Annotated in this window: 21 protein-coding genes and 1 pseudogene; 8 read left to right on the top strand and 14 right to left on the bottom strand. The window is 59.2% G+C overall.

What is annotated here, in order from left to right:
- Positions 1–25 precede the first annotated feature (25 nt).
- Positions 26–835, top strand: a complete 810-nt coding sequence (locus ACG74X_RS10670) for a lytic transglycosylase domain-containing protein (RefSeq protein WP_411234681.1) — start codon at positions 26–28, stop codon at positions 833–835.
- On the opposite strand, the gene ACG74X_RS10665 is transcribed toward ACG74X_RS10670, so the two are convergent.
- The 11 genes from ACG74X_RS10665 to coxB all read right to left on the bottom strand — a co-directional run bounded on the left by ACG74X_RS10665 (position 827) and on the right by coxB (position 10,719).
- Positions 827–2,248, bottom strand: a complete 1,422-nt coding sequence (locus ACG74X_RS10665; protein WP_411234679.1) for an FAD-binding oxidoreductase — start codon at positions 2,246–2,248, stop codon at positions 827–829. The two genes, ACG74X_RS10670 and ACG74X_RS10665, sit on opposite strands and share 9 nt — an antisense overlap.
- Positions 2,249–2,262: 14 nt before the next feature.
- Positions 2,263–3,102: an MBL fold metallo-hydrolase gene (locus ACG74X_RS10660; protein WP_411234678.1), complete on the bottom strand. Its 840-nt coding sequence runs from the start codon at positions 3,100–3,102 to the stop codon at positions 2,263–2,265.
- Positions 3,103–3,211: 109 nt separating this feature from the next.
- The gene (locus tag ACG74X_RS10655) at positions 3,212–3,796 is read right to left on the bottom strand and encodes a GNAT family N-acetyltransferase (RefSeq protein WP_411234677.1); all 585 of its coding nucleotides are present in this window, start codon (positions 3,794–3,796) and stop codon (positions 3,212–3,214) included.
- Entirely contained in the window at positions 3,796–5,058 is a 1,263-nt protein-coding gene (locus ACG74X_RS10650; RefSeq protein WP_411234676.1) for a M16 family metallopeptidase, read from the bottom strand. The genes ACG74X_RS10655 and ACG74X_RS10650 overlap by 1 nt, the downstream gene beginning before the upstream one ends.
- Positions 5,055–6,443, bottom strand: a complete 1,389-nt coding sequence (gene thrC / locus ACG74X_RS10645) for a threonine synthase (protein WP_411234675.1) — start codon at positions 6,441–6,443, stop codon at positions 5,055–5,057. Before thrC ends, ACG74X_RS10650 begins: the two co-directional genes overlap by 4 nt.
- Positions 6,443–7,138 carry an SURF1 family protein gene (locus ACG74X_RS10640; protein WP_411234674.1) on the bottom strand — a complete coding sequence of 232 codons (696 nt, stop codon included), beginning with the start codon at positions 7,136–7,138 and terminating at the stop codon, positions 6,443–6,445. The genes thrC and ACG74X_RS10640 overlap by 1 nt, the downstream gene beginning before the upstream one ends.
- A gap of 101 nt (positions 7,139–7,239) precedes the next feature.
- On the bottom strand, positions 7,240–8,046 hold the full coding sequence (locus ACG74X_RS10635) for a cytochrome c oxidase subunit 3 (RefSeq protein WP_411234673.1): 807 nt from the start codon (positions 8,044–8,046) through the stop codon (positions 7,240–7,242).
- Between the two features lie 26 nt (positions 8,047–8,072).
- Positions 8,073–8,660: a cytochrome c oxidase assembly protein gene (locus ACG74X_RS10630; protein WP_411234672.1), complete on the bottom strand. Its 588-nt coding sequence runs from the start codon at positions 8,658–8,660 to the stop codon at positions 8,073–8,075.
- The gene (locus tag ACG74X_RS10625; protein WP_411234671.1) at positions 8,657–8,821 is read right to left on the bottom strand and encodes a hypothetical protein; all 165 of its coding nucleotides are present in this window, start codon (positions 8,819–8,821) and stop codon (positions 8,657–8,659) included. The genes ACG74X_RS10630 and ACG74X_RS10625 overlap by 4 nt, the downstream gene beginning before the upstream one ends.
- On the bottom strand, positions 8,818–9,759 hold the full coding sequence (cyoE, locus tag ACG74X_RS10620; protein ID WP_411234670.1) for a heme o synthase: 942 nt from the start codon (positions 9,757–9,759) through the stop codon (positions 8,818–8,820). Before cyoE ends, ACG74X_RS10625 begins: the two co-directional genes overlap by 4 nt.
- An 81-nt stretch (positions 9,760–9,840) precedes the next feature.
- Positions 9,841–10,719, bottom strand: a complete 879-nt coding sequence (gene coxB / locus ACG74X_RS10615) for a cytochrome c oxidase subunit II (protein WP_411234668.1) — start codon at positions 10,717–10,719, stop codon at positions 9,841–9,843.
- 187 nt (positions 10,720–10,906) lie between these two features.
- Between coxB and tldD the strand changes: the two genes are divergently transcribed.
- From tldD to ACG74X_RS10580, 7 genes are all read left to right on the top strand, one after another.
- A complete protein-coding gene (gene tldD / locus ACG74X_RS10610; protein WP_411234667.1) occupies positions 10,907–12,328 on the top strand; it encodes a metalloprotease TldD in 1,422 nt (473 codons plus the stop codon).
- 160 nt (positions 12,329–12,488) lie between these two features.
- Positions 12,489–13,586: a DNA-processing protein DprA gene (gene dprA / locus ACG74X_RS10605; RefSeq protein ID WP_411235000.1), complete on the top strand. Its 1,098-nt coding sequence runs from the start codon at positions 12,489–12,491 to the stop codon at positions 13,584–13,586.
- A gap of 211 nt (positions 13,587–13,797) precedes the next feature.
- Positions 13,798–16,536: a type I DNA topoisomerase gene (gene topA, locus ACG74X_RS10600; protein ID WP_411234666.1), complete on the top strand. Its 2,739-nt coding sequence runs from the start codon at positions 13,798–13,800 to the stop codon at positions 16,534–16,536.
- Positions 16,537–16,740: 204 nt separating this feature from the next.
- Complete coding sequence (locus ACG74X_RS10595) at positions 16,741–17,445, top strand: CoA transferase subunit A (protein WP_411234998.1); 705 nt, start codon at positions 16,741–16,743, stop codon at positions 17,443–17,445.
- A gap of 20 nt (positions 17,446–17,465) precedes the next feature.
- On the top strand, positions 17,466–18,536 hold the full coding sequence (locus tag ACG74X_RS10590; RefSeq protein ID WP_411234665.1) for a PAS domain-containing protein: 1,071 nt from the start codon (positions 17,466–17,468) through the stop codon (positions 18,534–18,536).
- Between the two features lie 42 nt (positions 18,537–18,578).
- Complete coding sequence (locus ACG74X_RS10585; protein WP_411234664.1) at positions 18,579–19,205, top strand: CoA transferase subunit B; 627 nt, start codon at positions 18,579–18,581, stop codon at positions 19,203–19,205.
- Positions 19,198–19,488, top strand: coding sequence for a GNAT family N-acetyltransferase (locus tag ACG74X_RS10580; RefSeq protein WP_411234662.1), 291 nt, complete (start codon positions 19,198–19,200; stop codon positions 19,486–19,488). The genes ACG74X_RS10585 and ACG74X_RS10580 overlap by 8 nt, the downstream gene beginning before the upstream one ends.
- Before the next feature lie 59 nt (positions 19,489–19,547).
- Here ACG74X_RS10580 and ACG74X_RS10575 read toward each other — a convergent pair whose 3' ends face one another.
- The 3 genes and pseudogenes from ACG74X_RS10575 to ACG74X_RS10565 all read right to left on the bottom strand — a co-directional run bounded on the left by ACG74X_RS10575 (position 19,548) and on the right by ACG74X_RS10565 (position 21,622).
- Entirely contained in the window at positions 19,548–20,087 is a 540-nt protein-coding gene (locus tag ACG74X_RS10575) for an adenine phosphoribosyltransferase (RefSeq protein ID WP_411234660.1), read from the bottom strand.
- 7 nt (positions 20,088–20,094) lie between these two features.
- Positions 20,095–20,719: pseudogene (locus tag ACG74X_RS10570) on the bottom strand (LysE family translocator).
- Positions 20,720–20,734: 15 nt separating this feature from the next.
- On the bottom strand, positions 20,735–21,622 hold the full coding sequence (locus tag ACG74X_RS10565) for an S-methyl-5'-thioadenosine phosphorylase (protein ID WP_411234659.1): 888 nt from the start codon (positions 21,620–21,622) through the stop codon (positions 20,735–20,737).
- Positions 21,623–21,757 lie beyond the last annotated feature (135 nt).

Raw genomic sequence — 21,757 nt, 5'->3', positions numbered from 1 at the left:
GCGGGTATCGAGCAGGAACCTGAAAATGAATCGTTTTTTGATCACGGCCGTCTGCGCCTTGGCATTTTCCGTGTCCGACATTCAGGCCGAACCGGCACCGTTCCCGGAATTTTCGGCAAAACGCGTCAAGCCGCCAAGTTCCGGAACCAAGAAACGCATCACCGTTCAGATTGCGCCGCAGGCACCTGTGACCCCGTCTGTGCCTGTAACACCGGCTGCCCAGCCACGGGCCGGGGGTGGGGATGTGTTGTCCTGGTTCTGGAATGACATATCACCCTCGCTGGATGCTCAGGCCCCGGGGCGTCTTGATCCGGCCCTTGTGCGGCTCTCCAATCCGCCGTCAGGGCAAGGCGTCGCAGCCCCCCGTTTGCAAGACCTGCAAAACATCGCCGAACGGTATGGGCGGGACATCTTGATGAACACAGTGGGAACGCGGGTCTCTCCTGCGCTGGCTCTCGCGGTAATATCTGTCGAATCTGCGGGCCGCAGCGATGCCGAAAGCGCGGTTGGCGCGCAGGGGCTGATGCAGCTGATGCCCGCCACTGCAGAACGGTTCGGGGTCGATGATCGTTTGTCGGCGGCTCAAAACATCAAGGGGGGCGTGGCGTTTCTTGATTTCCTGATGGAGAAATTCGACAACGATGTCATCCTCGTGCTTGCCGGTTACAACGCTGGCGAAAATGCGGTGCTGCGCAACAAAGGTGTGCCGGACTATGCTGAGACGCGGTCTTACATTCCGAAAGTGCTGCAAGCCTTCCAGACGGCGAAAGGCTTGTGCCTGACGCCGCCGCAACTGGTCACGGATGGCTGCGTCTTTCGGGTGGCCTCACGGTAGAACAGCACCGGGGTTCATGATGCCCTTGGGATCAAGCGCATCCTTGATCGCCCGCATCGCAGCAAGTTTGACAGGATCGCCATAGCGCGCCAGATCCGCTTTCTTAAGTCGACCGATACCATGTTCGGCACTGATCGAGCCGTCCAGCGCATGGGTGATGTCGTGCACCGCGCGCTTGATCTGGTCGCGTTCCTTTAGATAGTCGTTCCGCGTCCGCCCCGGCGGCGGAAAGACATTGAAGTGCAGATTGCCGTCACCGACATGACCAAAACAATTGGTCCGGAATTCACCGATCTGTCCAATGGCCTGTTCAACCTGCGCGATGAAATTCGGCAATTCCCCAAGCGGCACCGACACGTCATGGCTGGACACCGATCCAATGCGTCGGTTTGCTTCTGGGATATGTTCGCGCACCGACCAGAATTCTTGTCGCTGCGCCTCGGACTGGGCAATGATCGCGTCATATGCGATGCCGTCTGCCTCGGCGGACATAAAAAGCTCTTCCAACGCAGCCAGTGGATCAATCCCGCGGGGCAGGCCAATATCAATCAAAACCATCCATTCCGGCGGCGCACCGGGAAAGGGCTGGCGGATATCGGGTAAGGTTTCGGTCAGAAAATCCAAACCGGTCCTGTGGATCAATTCAAAGCCACTGATGGATTCACCAAGTTGGGCGCGCGCCAAAGACAGCAGACCAAGTGCTGCATCCGCATCGCGGATGGCAAAAAACGCAGTTCCATGCGCCGCCGGGCGGGGAAACAGCTTGAGCGACGCGGCGGTGATAATCCCCAATGTGCCTTCGGACCCGATCAACAAGTCGCGCAAATCATATCCGGAATTGTCTTTGTGCAGTCGTTTAAGCCCATGCCAGATCGACCCATCCGGCATCACAGCCTCCAGACCAAGACACAGTCCGCGCGCATTGCCGTATCGCAACACATTCACACCACCGGCATTCGTACTTAACAAACCGCCGATCCGGGCAGATCCTTCTGACGCCAATGACAAAGGAAACAACCGATCCGCGTCCGCCGCCGCAGACTGGATATTGGCAAGGATCACGCCAGCATCGGCGACCAGCACATTCTCCTGCGGATAAATGGCCCTGATCCGGGTCATGCGCTCCAGTGACAGGATCAACGGGGTGTTGGTGTCGCTGGCGGGGGCGATCTGCCCGCCCACCAAACCTGTACCACCGCCATATGGCACGATCCCGATCCCACCCTCTGCGCAGGCTTTGACCAGATCGGCAACCTCTTGGGTGCTGCGCGGACGGGCGACAAAACCCTCCGCGCCCTGCCACCTGCCGCGAGGCTCATCAAGATAAGATTGCTCCGCCGGGGTAAACATATCCGCAGCGAAATGCTGGGACAATGTCTCGATAAATGTCCGGTCTGCCGAATCGCGGGGCATAGATGGTCTCCAAATTAGGGGTCTGACGCGTCGCGCAGTCTTTCAGGTCTCAAGACCACCACCGTAGGGCGCGATGGCAGGTCACGCAACGACACTTCGAGAAAAGGACTGTCACGGCGATCAATCACAAAACTCTCCTGCACCTCTTCGAGAAAGGCGTTCAGGGCGAAATCGGAAAACCAGTGCATCGGAACCACAATGCTGGATTTCAACCGATCGACAATCCGAACCATCATTTCCCGGGGCAGGGTATATCCGCCATCGACCGGCACCATGACAATATCCAACCGGCCTATCGCCGCGTATTGCTGTTCGTTCGGTTCATGATGCAGATGCCCCAGATGGCCGATGCACAGGCCCTCAACCTCGAAGATGAAAATCGAATTGCCATTCTCTTCGATACCACCCTGGCGCGACCGGATGTCTGTCGAAACATTGCGCACCAACATTTCACCAAGGTCCAGATGATGGTCAATGCCCTCTCCGAACGGGCCCCAACCCCGCAGCACGTGGTCAATGCCGGGGTCTGGATAAGCCGTCCAGTGGGTTTCATGCGCATGGTTCATGGTGACCACGTCAGGTATCATCTCGGTCATTCCCAGAAACCCGGTAAAATCGGTGGCCACGTTAAGCCCGCCCGGCGTTTGCAAAAGGAATGTCGCGTGCCCAACATAATGCAGCCGGACGCTGAAGTCAGGCACGGGCTGCGTCCACGATGCTTTTTGCACAAAGGCGGCACCGGGCGTGGCATCCGCAATCGCCAGACAGTGACTTGGCCGCCGATTGTCCTGTGCGGCAACAGCCGTTGCCATGACTGCCATGATGACAGCAAGTCCGAAACGTTTCAGAAACATGATCAGCCCTCCTGCTGGAAAGCTAGCATTGTTCTGGATCGGGTCTAGGAAAACCCGCCTCACACGGGATGTTCAATCACGTCTGCACAGCCGGATCGCAAAGCGGGGCCTAGCCGACATCCGTGCGGCCGCGCCGGTCCATCCGAAGCTGCGCATACAAAACATGCGTGCGCCAGCGCCCGTCGATTTGCAGATAGCTTTGCGCCACACCTTCATATTTGAAACCCGATTTTTCCAGCAAACCACGCGACGCCTGATTTTCGGGCAAGCACGCCGCTTCGATCCGGCTCAGATCTAGCCGATCAAAGGCATAGTGGACCACCGCCTCAATCGCCTCGCGCATATATCCCTGGCGCGCAAACGGGGCACCAACCCAATATCCCAACGTGCCGGCCTGTGCAGGACCGCGCCGGATATTGTCCAGTGTGATTGCCCCCATGAGCATATTGTCCTCGCGGCGCAGCAGGAACAACGGAACGGCGGTGCCACTGGTGATCGCGCGATTGGCCCAATACACCCGATTGGTAAACGCCCGCCGGGTCAGGTGGTCTTCGGCCCAGCTGGGTTCCCATTTGGCCAGAAATGCCTCGCTGTCCAGCCGCAACGCGCTCCAGGGATTGAAATCGCTGTGCATCGGTGGGCGCAAGACCATCCGCTCGGTGTCGAGCCGAAGTTTACGCCGCAATCCAAGCATCAGGCCACGCGACGTAGATGCAGCGCGTCAAGATCAGGTGCCTCCGCAACCGGACCATACAGCGCCAGCGCCGCCGGGGCCTCGCGCACCAGCTGCTCTGCAAAATCACGCACATCGCCGGTGGTGACACTGTCGATCCGGGACACCGTATCCTCTAGCGGCGGAACCTCGCCCCAGATCTGGATCATGCGCGCCAGACGTTCACAGCGCGATGACGGGCTTTCGAGCCCCATTAACAATCCGGCTTTCATCTGCGCCCGCGCGCGCGCCACCTCGGCAGGTGACATATCTTCGGCTGCGCGTTTCATTTCATCAATGGTCAAATGCGTAAGATCGTGGATTTCATCGCCGCTTGTGCCCGCATAGATCGTTGTCATACCGGTGTCGGAATAGGCACCGGTCTGGGCAAAGATCGTATAACACAACCCGCGCTTTTCCCGGATCTCCTGAAACAGGCGGCTTGACATACCGCCTCCCAGCGCGACGGAATACACTTGCGCCACATAGAAATTCGGATCGCGATAGCCGGGCGATTCAAACGCCAGCGCAATATGCGCCTGTTCCAGATCCTTGACCTGACGGCTTTCACCCCCCTGAAACTGTGCCGTGTCCGCGACAAGCGACGGCCGCGCCTCCATATTGCCGAACAGCGCTTCGGCCTGGGCGACAACCGTGTCGTGATCAATTGCCCCAGCGGCGGACAGGATCATCTGATCCGGGCCATAATGTTCGGTGACAAAGGTGCGCAAATCCCCCTCGGCAAAGCCCGACACGCGGTCGGTTTCGCCCAGAATGGTCCGGCCCAGGGCTTGATCGGGATAGGCGCGCTCTTGCAGCCAGTCAAAGATCACATCGTCGGGGGTGTCCAGAGCCTGACCGATCTCTTGCAGGATCACGTGACGCTCGATCTCGATCTCTTTGGGATCAAACACCGGATTGCGCAGGATGTCCGCAATCACATCCAGCGCCAGCCCGGTGTCATTGCGCAACACGCGGGCATAATAGGCCGTCACTTCCCGTGAGGTATAGGCATTGATATACCCGCCCACATCCTCGATCGCCTCGGCAATTTGCAACGCGCTGCGCGTCTCGGTGCCCTTGAACGCCATATGCTCAAGGAAATGCGCAATGCCGTTCTGTTCGGGCCGTTCGTGCCGCCCGCCGGCGGTGACCCAGATGCCGATAGCCGCACTTTCGAGACCGGGCATATGCTCGGTCACGATGCGGAAGCCGTTAGAAAGTGTGGCGGTCTGGACGGTCAAGAGGAGATCCGATCTTTGATAAGGGTTTCAAGTTGGCCAAGGTCGTTCTTCACCCGCGTGACACGCTCATCACGCTCAAACAGGTCCGCCATCCGCTCGGGCAGGGGCGCGCGAATGCCGCTGGCCTTTTCCACGGCATCCGGGAATTTGGCGGGATGCGCGGTGGCAAGCGTGATCATCGGCACGTTCGGGTCCTTCAACTCTTCCGCGACCTGCACACCGATGGCCGAATGTGGGCACAGCAACTCGCCCATATGCCTGTTGGCATGGGCGATCATCGCCAGCGTTTCATCCTCGGACACGCGCCCGCTGTCGTAATGCTCGCGCAGCACCTGCATCGCGCCCTGGCTGACATGGAACCCGCCCGCCTTGAGCTCGTCCATCAGCTGCGCCACCGCATTGCCATCGCGGTCATAGGCATCGAACAACGCGCGCTCAAAATTCGACGATACCTGAATGTCCATCGACGGGCTGATCGACGGCGTGACGCTGTCGGTGACATAGCCGCCCGTGCTCAGGCAGCGGTGCAGGATGTCGTTCTGGTTCGTGGCCACGACAAGCCGGTCAATCGGCAGGCCCATACGCTTGGCAATGTAGCCTGCGAAGATATCGCCGAAATTGCCAGTGGGCACGGTGAAGCTCACTTTACGATCCGGTGCACCCAGCGACACAGCGGAAGAGAAATAGTAGACCACCTGCGCCAGAACACGGCCCCAGTTGATCGAGTTGACCCCGGCCAGCTTCACGCCATCGCGGAAGTCGAAATCGTTGAACATATCCTTGAGCCGCGCCTGACAGTCGTCAAAATCGCCCTCAAGCGCCAGCGCATGCACGTTGGATTCTATCGGTGTCGTCATCTGCCGCCGCTGCACCTCGGACACGCGGCCATGCGGGTAGAGGATGAACACATCCACCGCATCCAGCCCCCGAAACGCCTCGATCGCCGCCGATCCAGTATCGCCCGACGTCGCGCCCACGATGGTTACATGTTTGCCAGACCGCGATAGCGCCTCCTGAAACATCTGCCCGATCAACTGCATCGCAAAGTCTTTGAACGCCAGCGTCGGGCCGTGGAACAACTCCAACAGAAAATGCCCCGATCCCAGCTGCACCAAGGGCGCGCGGGCGTCGTGGCCGAACGTGGCATAGGCCTTGGCGATCAGGTCTGCGAACACCTCGTCGGTAAACGCATCCCCCACGAAGGGCCGCATCACGCGGAAGGCCACTTCCTCATACGGCAGACCGTGCATGGCGCGAATGTCGTCTGTCGAAAGCGTCGGGATCGTCTCGGGCACATAGAGGCCCCCATCGCGGGCGAGGCCCGACAGCATCGTGTCTTCAAATCCAAGCGCCGGGGCTTTGCCGCGGGTCGAGATATACTGCATCAGGCCGTGCCTTCCTTGCCTTTGCGTTGTCGCCAGATAAGGGCGACCGTCATCGCCAGCCACACAACGGCCAGCGAATACCAGGTGATTGCGTATTGCAGGTGATCGTTCGGAATGCCGCTGGTGTCCACCGGCAGGGGCGTCACACCGGGATCAGGTGGCGACATGTTGCGAGCAATCACCAAAAGAGGCTCGGTGTTCAGCGCGTCGGCCATCACGTCAATGTCGCGCGCGAACCAGGTGTTTCCAGCGATGTCGTTCTCGGGTGTTGAACTGTTGCGGTCATCCGGCCAATGCAGATTGCCCTGCACTTCAACCGTTTCGTCCACGCGTGACCTGTCCGCATTGCGCTGATCCACCGGGATGAACCCGCGATCCAGCAGCACCCGCCGCCCGTCATTCAAGGTATAGGGCGAAATCACCCGATACCCCGCACCCACGCGCTTTTGAGACACCAGCACCAAAAGCTCTTCCCGGCCAATGGTGCCGATCAGCGCCACGGGCTGATAGCGGTCGCGTTCGGGCAGCACCGCAGTCACAGGCGGAATGTCCTGAAACGGCCCGTCAATGCGCGCCTCGATCTCATTCAGAATCCCCTCTTTCCACGCAAGCCGCTGCATTTGCCAGGTTCCCAGCCACAGCAGGAGTGCAGTGCCGACCAGTCCAAACAGCAAAGGGGCAATGTATCGGGACACGACAGGCTCCGTGACGTGAAAAAGGCGCGCCTTACCAGCGCGCCTTGCTTTATCCTTTGTCGTCGTTCGGGTTCAACCCAGGATTCGACCAAACGCGGCGGTCAGGCACCCCAGACGTAGATGGAGGCAAACAGGAACAACCAGACGACGTCCACGAAATGCCAGTACCAGGCAGCCGCCTCGAATCCGATATGCTTGTCCTGGGTAAAGTGCCCGCGACGCAGGCGCAGGTAGCACACAAACAAAAAGATCGTGCCGATGATCACATGCGCGCCATGAAACCCGGTCGCCATAAAGAAGTTGGCCCCGTAGATATTGCCGGCAAAGCCAAAGCCCGCATGCGTGTATTCATAGGCCTGAAGCCCGGTAAAGATCACACCCAAAGCCACGGCAATGACCAAACCCCACTTCATGTCTTCGCGGTTGTCTTCATGCACCAGCGCGTGGTGCGCCCATGTGGCAGCCGCACCCGAGCACAGCAGAATCAGCGTGTTGATCAAGGGCAGGTGCCACGGATCGAAGGTCTCGATCCCGGCGGGGGGCCACGGGCCGTCAATCGCAGGGCTCATCCCGCCCGGATCAATCGGGTACAGCGCGTGTTTGAAAAAGCTCCAGAACCACGCAGCAAAGAACATCACTTCGGACATGATGAACAGGATAAAGCCGTATTTCAGACCGATCCGCACCACCGGCGTGTGATCGCCCACCTGGCTTTCGGCGACAACATCCGCCCACCAGCCGAACATGACGTAAAGAACGCCCACAAGGCCGATAAGGAACATCCAGGGCCCGCTTCCGTGCATCCACAGAACCGCCCCGAAGAGCATCACAAACCCCGCAACTGCGCCAAGAAATGGCCAGATAGAGGGGTTCAGAATGTGATAATCATGATCTTTTGCGTGCGCCATGTGTTGTTGTCCCTCGTGGCTAGGCGTTAGTTCAAAGAACCGCTGTCAGATGCGTTGATGTCAAGCATGGCCTGCATGTCTTCAGACATCTCGATCTCGTGGAACGTATAAGACAGGGTGATGTGTTTCGCGTGTTTTGCGTCCGAGTCGTTGATGATGTCGGGATCTACGAAAAAGCTGACGGGCATTTCCACCCGCTCTCCCGGCATCAAGATCTGCTCTTCAAAACAAAAACAGGCGATTTTCGAGAAATAAAGTCCCGCGCCAAACGGGGCCACATTGTAGCTGGCTGTTCCGGCGATGGGGCGATCGGTGGGGTTATAGGCCTCGTAAAACGCCAGCCCTTCTTCCCCAAGACGCAGCTCGACCTCAAGCTGCATGGGCTCGAATTCCCACGGCATGCCGCGTTCAAGCGATGCGTCGAACCGCACTTTGATGGTGCGATCCAGAATCTCGGTGCTGCCCGCCTCGGCGACATTGGTCGCACCGCCATAGCCCGTCACGCGGCAGAACCAATCGTATAAAGGCACCGACGCCCAGGCCATCGCGCCCATGAACAGAACCACTCCAAATCCTTGAAGGGCCGTCTTGGTCTTTGGATCAAGTGTCTTCATTGTGTCACCGTTTGCGTTGCTGCAGGTTCATAATCGCCGCGCGTCACTTTCACGACGGTCAGGCCAAAAACGATCGCAATCACGCCCACCAGGACCAGACCAACGCCCACATTGCGGCTATAGCGGCGTTCGTGCAGTTCGTGTTGTTTAGACAGGCTCATGCCCACACCCCGACCTTATCCAATCCGGCTTCGATCAGGATCGCGCCAAAATGCGCAAACAGGTAGAGCAGGGACAGTTTGAAGAACTTGCGTTCGGCAAGGAAATTGTCAGCCTCCGACATCTCCTCGTCGCGCTTCCAGATCTGCACGGCCCCGCGCAGGAACAGGACGTTCAGAACAACCGCAATCGCCAGATAAACAGGCCCGCCAATCGAGGTGAACCCGGCCGCAATCGCCAGAATCGCCAGCAAGACGGTATAGACCAGAATGTGAATGCGGGTGGAGCGACGGCCATGTGTGACCGTCAGCATCGGAACATCCGCGTTGTCGTAATCCTTGCGCATGAACAGTGCCAGCGCCCAGAAATGAGGCGGCGTCCACATGAAGGTCAGGCAGAACATCAGCACCGATTCAACGCTGATCCCGCCGGTTGCAACCGCCCAGCCGATCATCGGAGGGAACGCGCCTGCCGCGCCACCGATCACGATGTTTTGCGGTGTCCAGCGCTTGAGCCACATCGTGTAGATCACGACGTAAAAGAAAATAGTAAAGGCCAGCAGCCCTGCAGCCACCCAGTTTGACGCCAGCCCAAGGAACACAACCGAAAACGCCGATAGTGCGATCCCGATGGCAAAGGCCTCATCCCCGGTCACCTTGCCCGCAGGGATCGGGCGGCGCTGGGTGCGCTTCATCACAGCGTCGATATCCGCATCCCACCACATGTTCAGCGCACCTGACGCACCGCCGCCGATGGCGATGAATAAAATGGCACAAAACCCGATGAACGGATGAACCGGGGCCGGTGCCGCCAGCAATCCGACAAAGGCGGTAAACACAACCAAGGTCATCACGCGTGGTTTCAGCAGCGCGTAGTAATCGCTGAACTGCGCTTCGGTGTCCTGGCTGCGCGCTTGGGTGTTGATGCTGGTATCGGTCACGTGTGTCTCAACAAGATAAGGGCAGGGTGGGTCGTGCGACCCTCGATGCGCGCAAGTGGGTTTGCGCGCATCGCGTTTGGTTTAGTTGGTCAAAACGGTGCGAACATCCACATATCCGCCTGCCTCTTTCGAGACAGCAAGCCAGGCGTCATAGGCTTCTTGGCTGACCACTTTTACGGTGATCGGCATATAGGCATGCGCAATGCCGCACAGTTCCGAACACTGGCCGAAATAGATGCCTTCCTTGTCCGCATTGAACCACAGCTCGGCCAGGCGGCCGGGAACCGCGTCCTGTTTCACGCCAAAGGCTGGGATCGTCCAGGAATGGATCACATCCGCGCCGGTCACCTGCATCACAACGGTCTTGCCGACCGGTACGATCACAGATGTGTCAGTCGCCAGAAGAAAGTCCTCTTTCTCGAACCCGGCTTCGATCAACTGCGCTTCGACTTCGGGCGTCATGCGGTTGTCCCCGCCGGTGAACGGCGATCCGATCATGTAGGAATCATACTCCAGATCTTCGCCGACATATTCATAGCCCCAATACCACTGATACCCGGTGACTTTGATCGTCAGATCGCCCTCCGGGATCTCTTGCTGCTTGAACAGCACCGGCAGCGAAAACGCTCCGATAAAGACCAGAACCAGAATCGGACCAATCGTCCACGCGATCTCGACCGGAGTGTTGTGGGTAAAGGTCGAGGGGTTCGGGTTGGATTTGCGGTTGTAGCGTACAACGCAATACGCCAGCAATCCGGTCACCAGCAGGACAATAACCGTGATGATCACAAGGATCACACCGTCAAGCCACTGAAGGTCTCGTGCGAGGTCGGTTGCGGCCGGTTGAAAGCCGATACCTGAATCGACCGGACGGCCGATGGTTTCCAATGTCTGCTGCGCAAAGGCGGGTGCGGCGCCCAAAGCGGCAGTCAAGCCCAGGAGCAATGATTTGAGTTGCATGTCTTACCCTGATCGGTTGCGAATATTATAGAGTTTCGGAATCCGACGGCGTCATGTCATCACACGTCCGGAGGCCCGTTGTCTTGGCGATGTTTAAAACCATATTCTGTTCATCAGGAAAAGAAGCTTGCTTGCGGCAAAACCGCACTTTCTTTGATCTAGATCAAATTTGTTCCCCGGAGGTTCCATGACCGAGTCGTCTTTCCAACCGTTTGAAACCCATATTGATCGGGACAAGGCCTTGTCGCTGCTGAAAGAGGCGGTCGCCGGAGCCGAAGACGGCGAATTGTTTCTGGAGCGCCGCAGGTCCGAAGTGCTGATGTTCGATGACGGGCGGGTCAAAACCGCCAGCTATGATGCGTCCGAAGGGTTTGGCCTCCGAGCCGTGCGCGGCGAGGTTGCGGGATACGCCCATTCGACCGACATCTCGGAGGCCGCTATCAAACGCGCGACACAAACCGCCAGGCTGGCCGTCGGAGAGGGCGGTGGCACATTGGCGGATAAACCGTCAGGCACCAACACCAAGCTGTATACCGATGCCGATCCGATCGCCGGGCACAGTTTCCCCGTCAAGGTCGACACCCTGCGCGAGATCGATGCCTTTGCCCGTGATCTTGATCCGCGCGTCGTGCAGGTCAGCGCAACAATCGCCGCGTCCTTGCAAGAAGTGGCCATTCTGCGCCCCGAAGGCACGCTTGTTTCTGACACCCGCCCGATGACGCGCGTCAATGTCAGCGTCATTGTCGAACAGAACGGTCGCCGCGAATCAGGAACCGCAGGCGGCGGCGGGCGTGTGATGCTCGACGGTTTGCTGGAGCCTGCCGGTTGGCAGGACAAGGCCCGCGAGGCGCTGCGCATTGCCTTGGTGAACCTTGATGCGGTGCCCGCGCCGGCCGGAGTGATGGACATCGTGCTTGGGCCGGGATGGCCGGGTATTTTGCTGCACGAAGCGGTAGGGCACGGTCTGGAAGGGGATTTCAACCGCAAGGGCAGTTCGGCCTTTGCCGGTTTGATGGGCCAGCAGGTGGCGTCCAAAGGCGTCACGGTTCTGGATGACGGCACGCTCCCGGATCGACGCGGCTCCATCAGTGTCGATGACGAAGGCACACCATCCGGCAAGAATGTTCTGATCGAAGACGGCAAGCTGGTGGGCTTTATGCAGGACCGCCAGAACGCGCGCCTCATGGGGGTCGATCCGACCGGCAATGGCCGTCGCGAAAGCTATGCCCATATTCCGATGCCGCGTATGACCAACACCTATATGCTGGGCGGTGACGCCGACCCGCAAGAGATCGTGGCCGATCTGAAAGACGGGATCTGGGCCGTCGGATTTGGCGGCGGGCAGGTCGATATCACCAACGGAAAGTTCGTGTTTTCATGTACCGAAGCCTACCGCGTCAAAGACGGCAAGGTCGGCGCGCCGGTCAAAGGGGCCACCCTGATCGGGGATGGGGCAACCGCGCTCAATCAGATCCGCGCGCTGGGCAACGACATGGCACTTGATCCGGGCATGGGCAATTGCGGCAAACAGGGCCAATGGGTGCCGGTTGGCGTGGGCCAGCCCACTGTCATGATCGGCGGACTGACCGTTGGCGGCGCTCAGGCATAAAGATTCACTATGAAAACAACATGCTATGTCGCGAGCGTGGTTTTTGTAGAATTTCTAGGGCTGTGATTTACGGCTGATTAACCAATGGTTGGCTATTCCTGGTCTTGCAAGAAGACGGGGACAGCAACCATTGGAACACAACTCTTCCACTCACCCCCTAATCCCACCCACCACGGAAGACCAAAAGGTCGCCTGGCTCCGTCTCTTGCGCTCCCGCCGTGTCGGCGTGAGCACGTTTTACAGGCTCATGGGCGATTACGGTTGCGCCGAAACCGCGCTTGAGCATCTTCCCGAAATTGCCAGGGCCGCCGGTGTTTCAACCTATGAACCCTGCCCGGACGCGGTTGTTCAGGCGGAGATGAAATCCGCACGCGATGTCGGCGCAAGCCTGCTCTGTCGTGGCGATGCCCACTATCCCAAAGCGCTTGCCGATCTGGATGATGCGCCGCCGATGCTCTGGTCGATGGGCACGCCGGACGTTTTTGAAAAACCGATGATCGCTCTGGTCGGCGCGCGAAACGCGTCGTCTCTTGGCACCCGGATGGCGCGCGCGCTGGCCGGTCAATTGGCCGATGCCGGATATGTCATTGTCTCGGGGCTGGCGCGGGGTGTGGACACTGCAGCCCATATTTCCGCGCTCGACACCGGAACCGTGGCGGTTCTGGGGGGCGGGGTCGATGTGTTATACCCGGCGGAAAATGCCAAACTGGCACAAGATATCGTTGCACAGGGCGGGATTCGCCTCAGCGAACAACCTATGGGCTTACAGCCACAAGCGCGTCACTTTCCCGCGCGCAACCGCATCATTTCCGGCATTGCACAGGCCGTTGTGGTGGTTGAAGCCGCCCCAAAATCGGGCTCGCTCATCACCGCGCGCACCGCGCTGGATCAGGGGCGTGATGTGATGGCGGTGCCGGGGCATCCCTTTGACGCGCGCGCTGGCGGCTGCAATATGCTTTTACGCGACGGTGCCCGTCTGGTGCGCAATGCCGACGACATTATCGAAGCGTTAAAACCGCTTGTTGCGCCGATTCCGGAACAGCCCGCACAACCGCCGAAACCAAAGCACACGCTGGCAGAAGCGGCGCGCCTGCATCAAAAGATCCTCGATCAACTCGGGCCCTCTCCGGTTGGGGAGGATCAGCTGATCCGCGATCTGGGTGCGACATCCCGCGCGGTGTCGCCTGCGCTGACCGACCTGGAATTGGATGGGCGGGTTCACCGTCACCCGGGTGGGCTCATTTCACGGGTCAGCTAAGTGCGAACTGCTTGTAAATACGTCAATTTTCGCAAGACATAGCGCCCCGGTGCACCGCGAAACATCACGCCTGAACGCGGCTCGGCTCACGTCAGCACCGACAAGCCACCCCGGGCCACCCGATTGACAATTCACGCTTGCACACCACATCTTGCGCCGCCATATGCGGTCCACCCGGGCCGCTTCCGGGTTGTTTGGAAAGGTCAGCGTCATGCCTGTAGTTGTTGTCGAATCACCCGCCAAAGCCAAAACGATCAACAAGTATCTGGGCTCTGATTATACTGTGCTGGCGTCTTACGGGCACGTGCGCGACCTGCCGCCAAAGGACGGATCGGTCGATACCGAGAACGATTTCGACATGAAATGGGAAATTGCCAATGACTCCCGCAAACATGTCGCCGCCATCGCCGAGGCGCTGAAATCCGATGACGCCCTGATCCTCGCCACCGACCCCGACCGCGAAGGCGAAGCGATCTCATGGCATCTGAAAGAAGCCCTGACCAAGCGGCGCTCGATCAAGAAATCGACCGATGTCAAAAGGGTCACGTTCAACGCAATCACCAAAGCCGCCGTGACCGAAGCCATGGCCAATCCGCGCGACATTGATGTTCCGCTGGTCGATGCCTACCTCGCCCGCCGCGCGCTGGATTACCTTGTCGGGTTCAACCTCAGCCCGGTTTTGTGGCGCAAATTGCCGGGCGCGCGGTCTGCCGGGCGGGTGCAATCCGTGTGCCTGCGCCTGATCGTCGAACGCGAAATGGAAATCGAAGCGTTCAATCCACGCGAATACTGGTCCGTCAAGGCCTTGCTGACCACACCGCGCGGCCAGGACTACGAGGCCCGCCTGACGGTGCTCGCCGGCAAAAAGCTGGACCGCTACGATCTGGAAAACGAAACCCAGGCCGAGCTGGCGGTTCAGGCGATCACCTCCCGGGACCTGTCGGTCCAATCGGTCGAGGCCAAGCCTGGCACGCGCAACCCGTCGGCCCCCTTCATGACCTCAACGCTTCAGCAAGAGGCAAGCCGCAAGTTCGGAATGGGCGCGCGCCAGACGATGAATGCCGCCCAACGCCTGTATGAGGCGGGGCATATCACCTACATGCGGACCGATGGCATCGACATGGCCCCCGAAGCGGTCAACGAGGCCCGCGCGGCGATCACCGATCGGTATGGCGACAGCTACGTTCCGCAAAATCCACGGATTTACAAGAACAAGGCGAAGAACGCTCAGGAGGCCCACGAATGTATCCGTCCCACAGACATGACCCGCGACGCGGCTTCACTGAAACTGACCGAAGCGGATCAACGCAAGCTTTATGACCTGATCTGGAAGCGCACGCTGGCCTGCCAGATGGAATCCGCACGCCTTGAACGGACCACGGTCGATGTGGGCAGCGATGACGGCCAGGTGGTGCTGCGCGCAACCGGGCAGGTGGTTCTGTTCGACGGATTCCTGCGGGTCTACGAAGAGGGCCGCGATGATGCCGCGGCCGATGACGACGACAAGCGCCTGCCGCAAATCTCGGAAGGGGAAGCGGCGGGATTTGCGAAAAAATCCTACTTCGAAGAGTTCCGCACCGCCGATCCCAACGCGGCAGACACTGTCATAGAAGCAATGGACAGCGCAAAAGGCCCCAACCGCAACGGTGCAGCCGTTCTGTCCGAAAACGAGGCCGTGCTGGGCAAGCAACATTTCACCCAGCCGCCGCCCCGCTACACCGAGGCAACTTTGGTCAAACGGATGGAAGAGCTGGGCATCGGTCGCCCCTCGACCTATGCAAGCATCATCACCACGATTCAGGATCGCGAATACGTTCGCAAAGACCAGAACCGCCTGATCCCCGAGGATAAAGGCCGTATCGTCACGATCTTCCTTCTGAATTTCTTCAAGCGCTATGTGGAATATGATTTCACAGCGGCGCTCGAAGGAGAGCTTGACGATGTCAGCGCGGGCGAAAAAGACTACAAGGATCTGCTGGGCCGGTTCTGGCGTGATTTCTCGGCGGCGATTTCGGAAACCTCTGAATTGCGCATCACCGAAGTGCTTGACGTACTGGACGACGCGCTTGCGCCACAGCTCTATCCCCCCCGCGAGGATGGCACCGACCCGCGCTCCTGCCCACTCTGTGGTGAAGGTCAGCTGCATCTGAAAACCTCGCGCTCGGGCGGGTTTGTCGGCTGCGGGCGCTACCCGGAATGCCGCTATACACGCCCCATCGGTGGCGATGCGGCCGAAGCAGGCGACCGGGTTCTGGGCGAAGACAATGGCGACGAGATTTCCCTGCGCTCCGGCCGCTTTGGCCCCTATGTGCAGCGTGGCGAAGTTACCGAAGACAACAAAAAACCCAAACGCGCCAGTTTGCCCAAGGGCTGGCAAGCCGATGAAATGACGCTGGAAAAGGCGCTTACCCTGCTCAGCCTGCCGCGCTTGGTGGGCGAACACCCCGACGGCGGAGAGATCAGCGCCAATTTTGGCCGGTTTGGGCCATATATCATGCACAAAGGTCCAGAGGACGCGAAACCGATCTACGCCAATCTCAAAGATCCGGCGGACGTGTTCGAAATCGGCATGAATCGCGCGGTCGAAATGATCGCGCACAAACGCGCCAATCCCGGTCGCGGACGCGGTGCCGCTGCCAAGCCGTTGAAAGAACTGGGAGAACACCCGCAGGACGGCGGCATGGTGGCGATCATGGAAGGCCGGTACGGGCCTTACGTGAAATGGGAAAAGGTCAATGCAACCCTGCCAAAAGATGTGGAACCAGAGGCAGTGACCATGGACATGGCCATGGCTCTGATCGCAGAAAAAGCCAGTAAATCCGGTAAAAAGAAACCGGCTGCCAAAAAGGCGACGGCGAAAAAGACGACTGCCAAAAAGACCACTGCGAAAAAGAAACCGGCCGCCAAAAAGCCTGCTGCGAAAAAGGCTCCGGTCGCCAAACAGGACTGACGCGCCCCAGATCCACAGACCCGTCGCAGATGCAAGTCCCACGCAAAACCGCGTCGGGGCCTGCTGTGCAACCGGCCTCATCACGGCACACAAACGGTGCCGCTCCTACGACCTTCGCACAGGGCCGGAAATGACCTGATCCCGTTGACTTGATCCGCACGACTTGCCAAAAGCAACGCGATATAGATGACAAGGGGAATGTCGATGAAAAAGGTCTATGGATCGGCGGCCGAGGCACTGGATGGCGTCCTGACGGATGGGATGCTCGTCGCGGCAGGCGGGTTTGGTCTCAGTGGCATTCCAGAGCTTTTGTTGAACGCCATCCGCGACAGCGGCGCAAAAGACCTCACCTTTGCCTCCAATAACGCGGGCATCGACGACTTTGGCATCGGTATCCTGCTGCAAACGCGCCAGGTCAAAAAAATGATCAGCTCATATGTCGGAGAAAACGCTGAATTCATGCGCCAATATCTGTCCGGAGAGCTGGAGCTGGAATTCAATCCCCAAGGCACATTGGCTGAGCGGATGCGCGCGGGCGGGGCGGGGATTCCTGGATTTTACACCAAAACAGGTGTGGGCACGGTGATTGCCGAGGGCAAGGACCACAAGGAGTTCAACGGCGAAACCTATATCCTTGAAGAGGGCATCTTTGCCGATCTGTCCATCGTCAAAGCCTGGAAAGCCGACACCACAGGCAACGCGGTCTTCCGCAAAACGGCCCGCAACTTCAATCCTCCCGCGGCCATGTGCGGCAAGGTCTGCATTCTGGAGGTCGAAGAGATCGTGCGCCCCGGAGAGCTTGACCCCGATCACATCCACCTGCCGGGCATCTATGTTCACCGCATCATCCAGGGCGAACACGAAAAGCGCATCGAACAGCGCACGACCCGCCCGCGTCCGGCCGCGTGAACAAAAGGTAGGGCACAAGAGTGGAACGCGTTGCCCAGCGGCGTCGATTGACATCGGTGCTTGAGGACAGTCAGGCGTTGGCCGGTTTTTCCCGGTTGAACGTGTCGATGGTCATCTCGAACCCTTTGTCGCAGGACAATCCGATTGTCTATGTGAACGACGCCTTTGAACGCACGACCGGCTATCAAAGATCCTCCGTCATCGGGCGCAATTGCCGTTTTCTGCAAGGCCCCGACACCGATCCCGACACCGTGCGCCAATTGCGCAGCGCAATCGAAGCGCGCGAGGATATCAGCGTCGACATCCTGAATTACCGCGCAAATGGCGAACCTTTCATAAACCGGTTGCTGATGGCCCCAATTCTGGATGGAAGCGGCCAACCGATCTACTTTCTAGGTATCCAGAAAGAGCTGCGGGATGATGAACAGGATCAGGCAGGTGCCGCCGCGCGCCTTAATCTTGATGCGGTGTGTTCGCGGGTCAGCCAAGACCTTGGCCTGATCGTAAATTCTCTGGTGCAGAGCGGTGGCCTGTTTAACGCGCAATCCGAACGTGACCGCCAGCAAGTTCTCAGAACTCTGGAAGTGCTGCCGCGTCGGCTCGAATGCTTGCAATTTGTGTACGAAGAAATGAAGCTGGCCGACACCCAGTCGGATCGCGATGGCATTGATCTTGGCTCGCTGCTGTCGCGCATCTCGCACACGATTGCCCATAACGAAGGCCGCCCCGGCGTGCGCTTTGTCTCGCTTGTTGAACCGCTTGAGGTTAACCTGGAAACGGCGGTTCGCGTCGCACTCATGACATTCGAGCTGGTCTCGAATGCGTTTCAGCACGGCTTTGACGGGTTGGATCAGGGCTATCTCGAACTCCGCGTCAACCGTCTGGCTGCGGGCGGGTTGCGGATGACCATCGCCGATGACGGGGTGGGCATCCCCGGCAAGACCGGCTTTCCATCGGCCAATTCTGTTGGGGGGCGTCTGGTGACCACCTTGCTTGACGGCCTGGATGCGACGCTGAACGTGGTGCGCGGTGCCGCGGGCACCGTGATTTTGGTCGACGTGCCTGTCGGCTTCACCGATATCAAAGACTGACGCCGCCACTGTGCGGCCATTGAAAACCGAAGGGATGAAATCATGGCATGGGATCGCAACCAAATGGCCGCGCGCGCGGCGCAGGAATTGCAAGATGGCTGGTATGTGAACCTTGGGATCGGCATCCCCACATTGGTGTCCAACTACATTCCCGAAGGTATCGAAGTGACACTGCAATCCGAAAACGGCATGCTGGGCATGGGTCCCTTTCCCTATGAAGGCGAAGAAGATCCCGACCTGATCAACGCCGGCAAACAGACGATTACCGAATTGCCGCAAACCGCTTATTTCGACAGCGCGACCAGCTTTGGCATGATCCGTGGCGGCAAGATCGCAATGGCAATCCTTGGCGCGATGGAAGTGGCCGAAAACGGCGATCTGGCGAACTGGATGATCCCCGGCAAGCTGGTCAAGGGGATGGGCGGCGCGATGGATCTGGTCGCCGGTGTCGGCCGGGTGGTCGTGGTCATGGATCACACCAACAAACACGGCGACAGCAAGGTGCTCAAGGAATGTACCCTGCCGCTGACGGGGACCGGTGTTGTGGATCGGATCATCACCAATCTGGGTGTGATGGATGTTGTCGAAGGCGGGCTGAAAATCGTTGAAACCGCCGATGGTGTCACCGAGGACGAATTGCGCGCTGCCACGCAGGCCACGATTGTCTAAGTTCAACATCACCCGCGAGGAAGACGGCACCAGGGGCCGTTACATCATTCAACTCGACGAGGTGGAGGCGGAACTGACCTATTCGATCGCATCTCCGACGATGCGCATCGCCGATCATACCGGCGTACCAGAGGCGCTTCGTGGCACCGGGGCGGGGCTCGCTCTGGTGACGCGGTTGGTCGAAGACGCCCGCGCCGAAGGCTTCAAGATCGTGCCGCTGTGCCCCTTTGTGAATGCCCAACGTCGCAAACACCCCGACTGGGCCGACGCGTTTAACGTCTGATCATCCGCCACACAGCGGCCTTGAGGTGTGGCGGTTTTTGTGTCTTTAGGGGGCTGCGCCTATGCGCCGTCAAAGGCACATAGCGCGTGCACATCCATCCCCATCGCTTCCAACCGGGCGCGCCCGCCAAGCTCGGGCAGGTCGATGACAAAGGCGCAGCCAATCGTCTCGCCTCCCAGTCGTTCGATCAGTTTAAGCCCGGCTTCTGCCGTCCCGCCGGTTGCCAACAAATCATCCACCAGCAAGATTTTTTCCCCGGCCTGAATGGCATCGTCATGCACTTCCATGACCGCGTCGCCATATTCCAGCGTGTACTCCTCAGAGATCACCGCGCCGGGCAATTTGCCTTTCTTGCGGATCGGAACAAATCCGGCCGACAACTGATGCGCAATCGCGCCCCCAAGGATAAAGCCACGCGCCTCTAGCCCGACCACCTTGTCAAACCGCACACCGGCATAGGGATGCAGCAATTGGTCAATTGCCATCCGAAACCCGCGTGGATCGACGAATAGCGTTGTCACATCGCGGAACAAGATTCCGTCATGCGGAAAATCGACAATTGTCCGGATATAGTCCCGAACGGTTTTGGTCGGCGTCATGCAGTCCTCATGCTGTGCGTCGCGCCGTGGCGGTCAAAGCGCCCATGGCAATCAAAGTGGCCCCACCCGCACGGGTCAGGGCGGTGATCACGGCGGGTTTTGCAATCCAAAGCCGCAATCGGTCCGCCGTGAGCGCGTAGATAAACGCATTTAGCGCCGCCAGCCCGACAAAGGTGGCGATCAAGATTGCAAATTGCGGTCCCAACGGGGCGGTCGGCGTGATGAACTGCGGCACAAAGGCGATGAAAAAGGCGATGGATTTCGGGTTCAACGCGGTCACCAACGCGGTATGCGCGAACACAGTCCGCGCCCCAGAGGCATCAGGCGCGTTCGGCAATCCGGCATCCGGCGCGGCGCGGAACAGTTTGATCCCAAGCCATATCAGATAGACGGCACCAATACCATTTGAGCACCGTAAACACCGTCGCCGACGCCATCACGATGGCCCCCAGCCCCGCCAGGGACAGGCTCATCGCGATGAGATCCCCCAAGGCCACACCACTGGCCGACGCCACAGCAACCCGGCGTCCCTGGCTCAAGGCATAGGACAGGACCAGCAAAACCGTCGGTCCCGGTATCAATAACAACGCGGTCGACGCCGCTACAAATGTCAGCCAAAGGTCAAACGGCATCACATGCTCCGCAAATCACGTCCTCGCGCCAGAAAGCACGCGCCCGGCGATCGCGTCCAGCTTTTTCATCATGTCAGGGTCGCGCGCCTCCGGAGTGGTAATCACGGCATGCTCTAGCGCGGTATCACAGCCCTGCGTGCAGCCCGACCGCTCTGTCCCCAGCAGGTCCGGCAAGCGGGTGATCATGGCACGGGCCTTTTCGGCATTCCCCGTCAAAACGCGCACGATGTCCGTCACTTCCACGGCATCATGCTCCGGGTGCCAGCAATCGTAATCCGTCACCATCGCCACGCTCGCGTAACACAGCTCTGCCTCGCGCGCGAGCTTGGCTTCCGGCATATTGGTCATGCCGATTACCGCACATCCCCATTGATCGCGGTACATCCGTGATTCGGCCAAAGTCGAAAACTGTGGCCCCTCCATGGCCAGATATGTCCCGCCGTCATGCACCGTCACACCCGCATCGCGCGCCGCTGTGGCACAGGCCTGTCCCAACGTTGAGCAGACAGGATGCGCCATCGACACATGCGCCACGCAGCCCGCTCCGAAAAAGCTCTTGGCGCGCGCAACGGTCCGGTCAATGAATTGATCCACAATAACAAAATCGCCAGGGGCCATTGCTTCGTGGAAAGAGCCACAGGCGCTGACGCTGATCACATCGGTCACACCCAGCCGCTTTAACGCGTCGATATTGGCGCGATAGGGAATGTCTGTCGGGCTGAACACATGTCCGCGTCCGTGACGCGGCAAAAACACCAGGTCAAGCCCGTTCAGCACGCCACAGAAAAGCGCATCTGACGGGGCTCCCCAGGGCGTATCAACCCTGTGCCAGGCGGCCTCGGTCAACCCCTCTATGGCATACAGCCCCGATCCTCCGATCACCCCAAGTTTGCGCTGTGCCATACATATCCTTCCTTCACGACTGTCACATCCCCGTCACCTTGGAACAACCGTGACATGCGTGCAACGCATAGCAGCCTCGCGCTTGCAACAATGGTTTTTTACCCGCGAACCCACTAACCGTCCCTTAACCCCCAA

Source organism: Marivita sp. S0852 (assembly GCF_046591575.1).
Lineage (GTDB): Bacteria > Pseudomonadota > Alphaproteobacteria > Rhodobacterales > Rhodobacteraceae > Marivita.
This window is presented reverse-complemented; position numbering and strand designations above follow the sequence as displayed.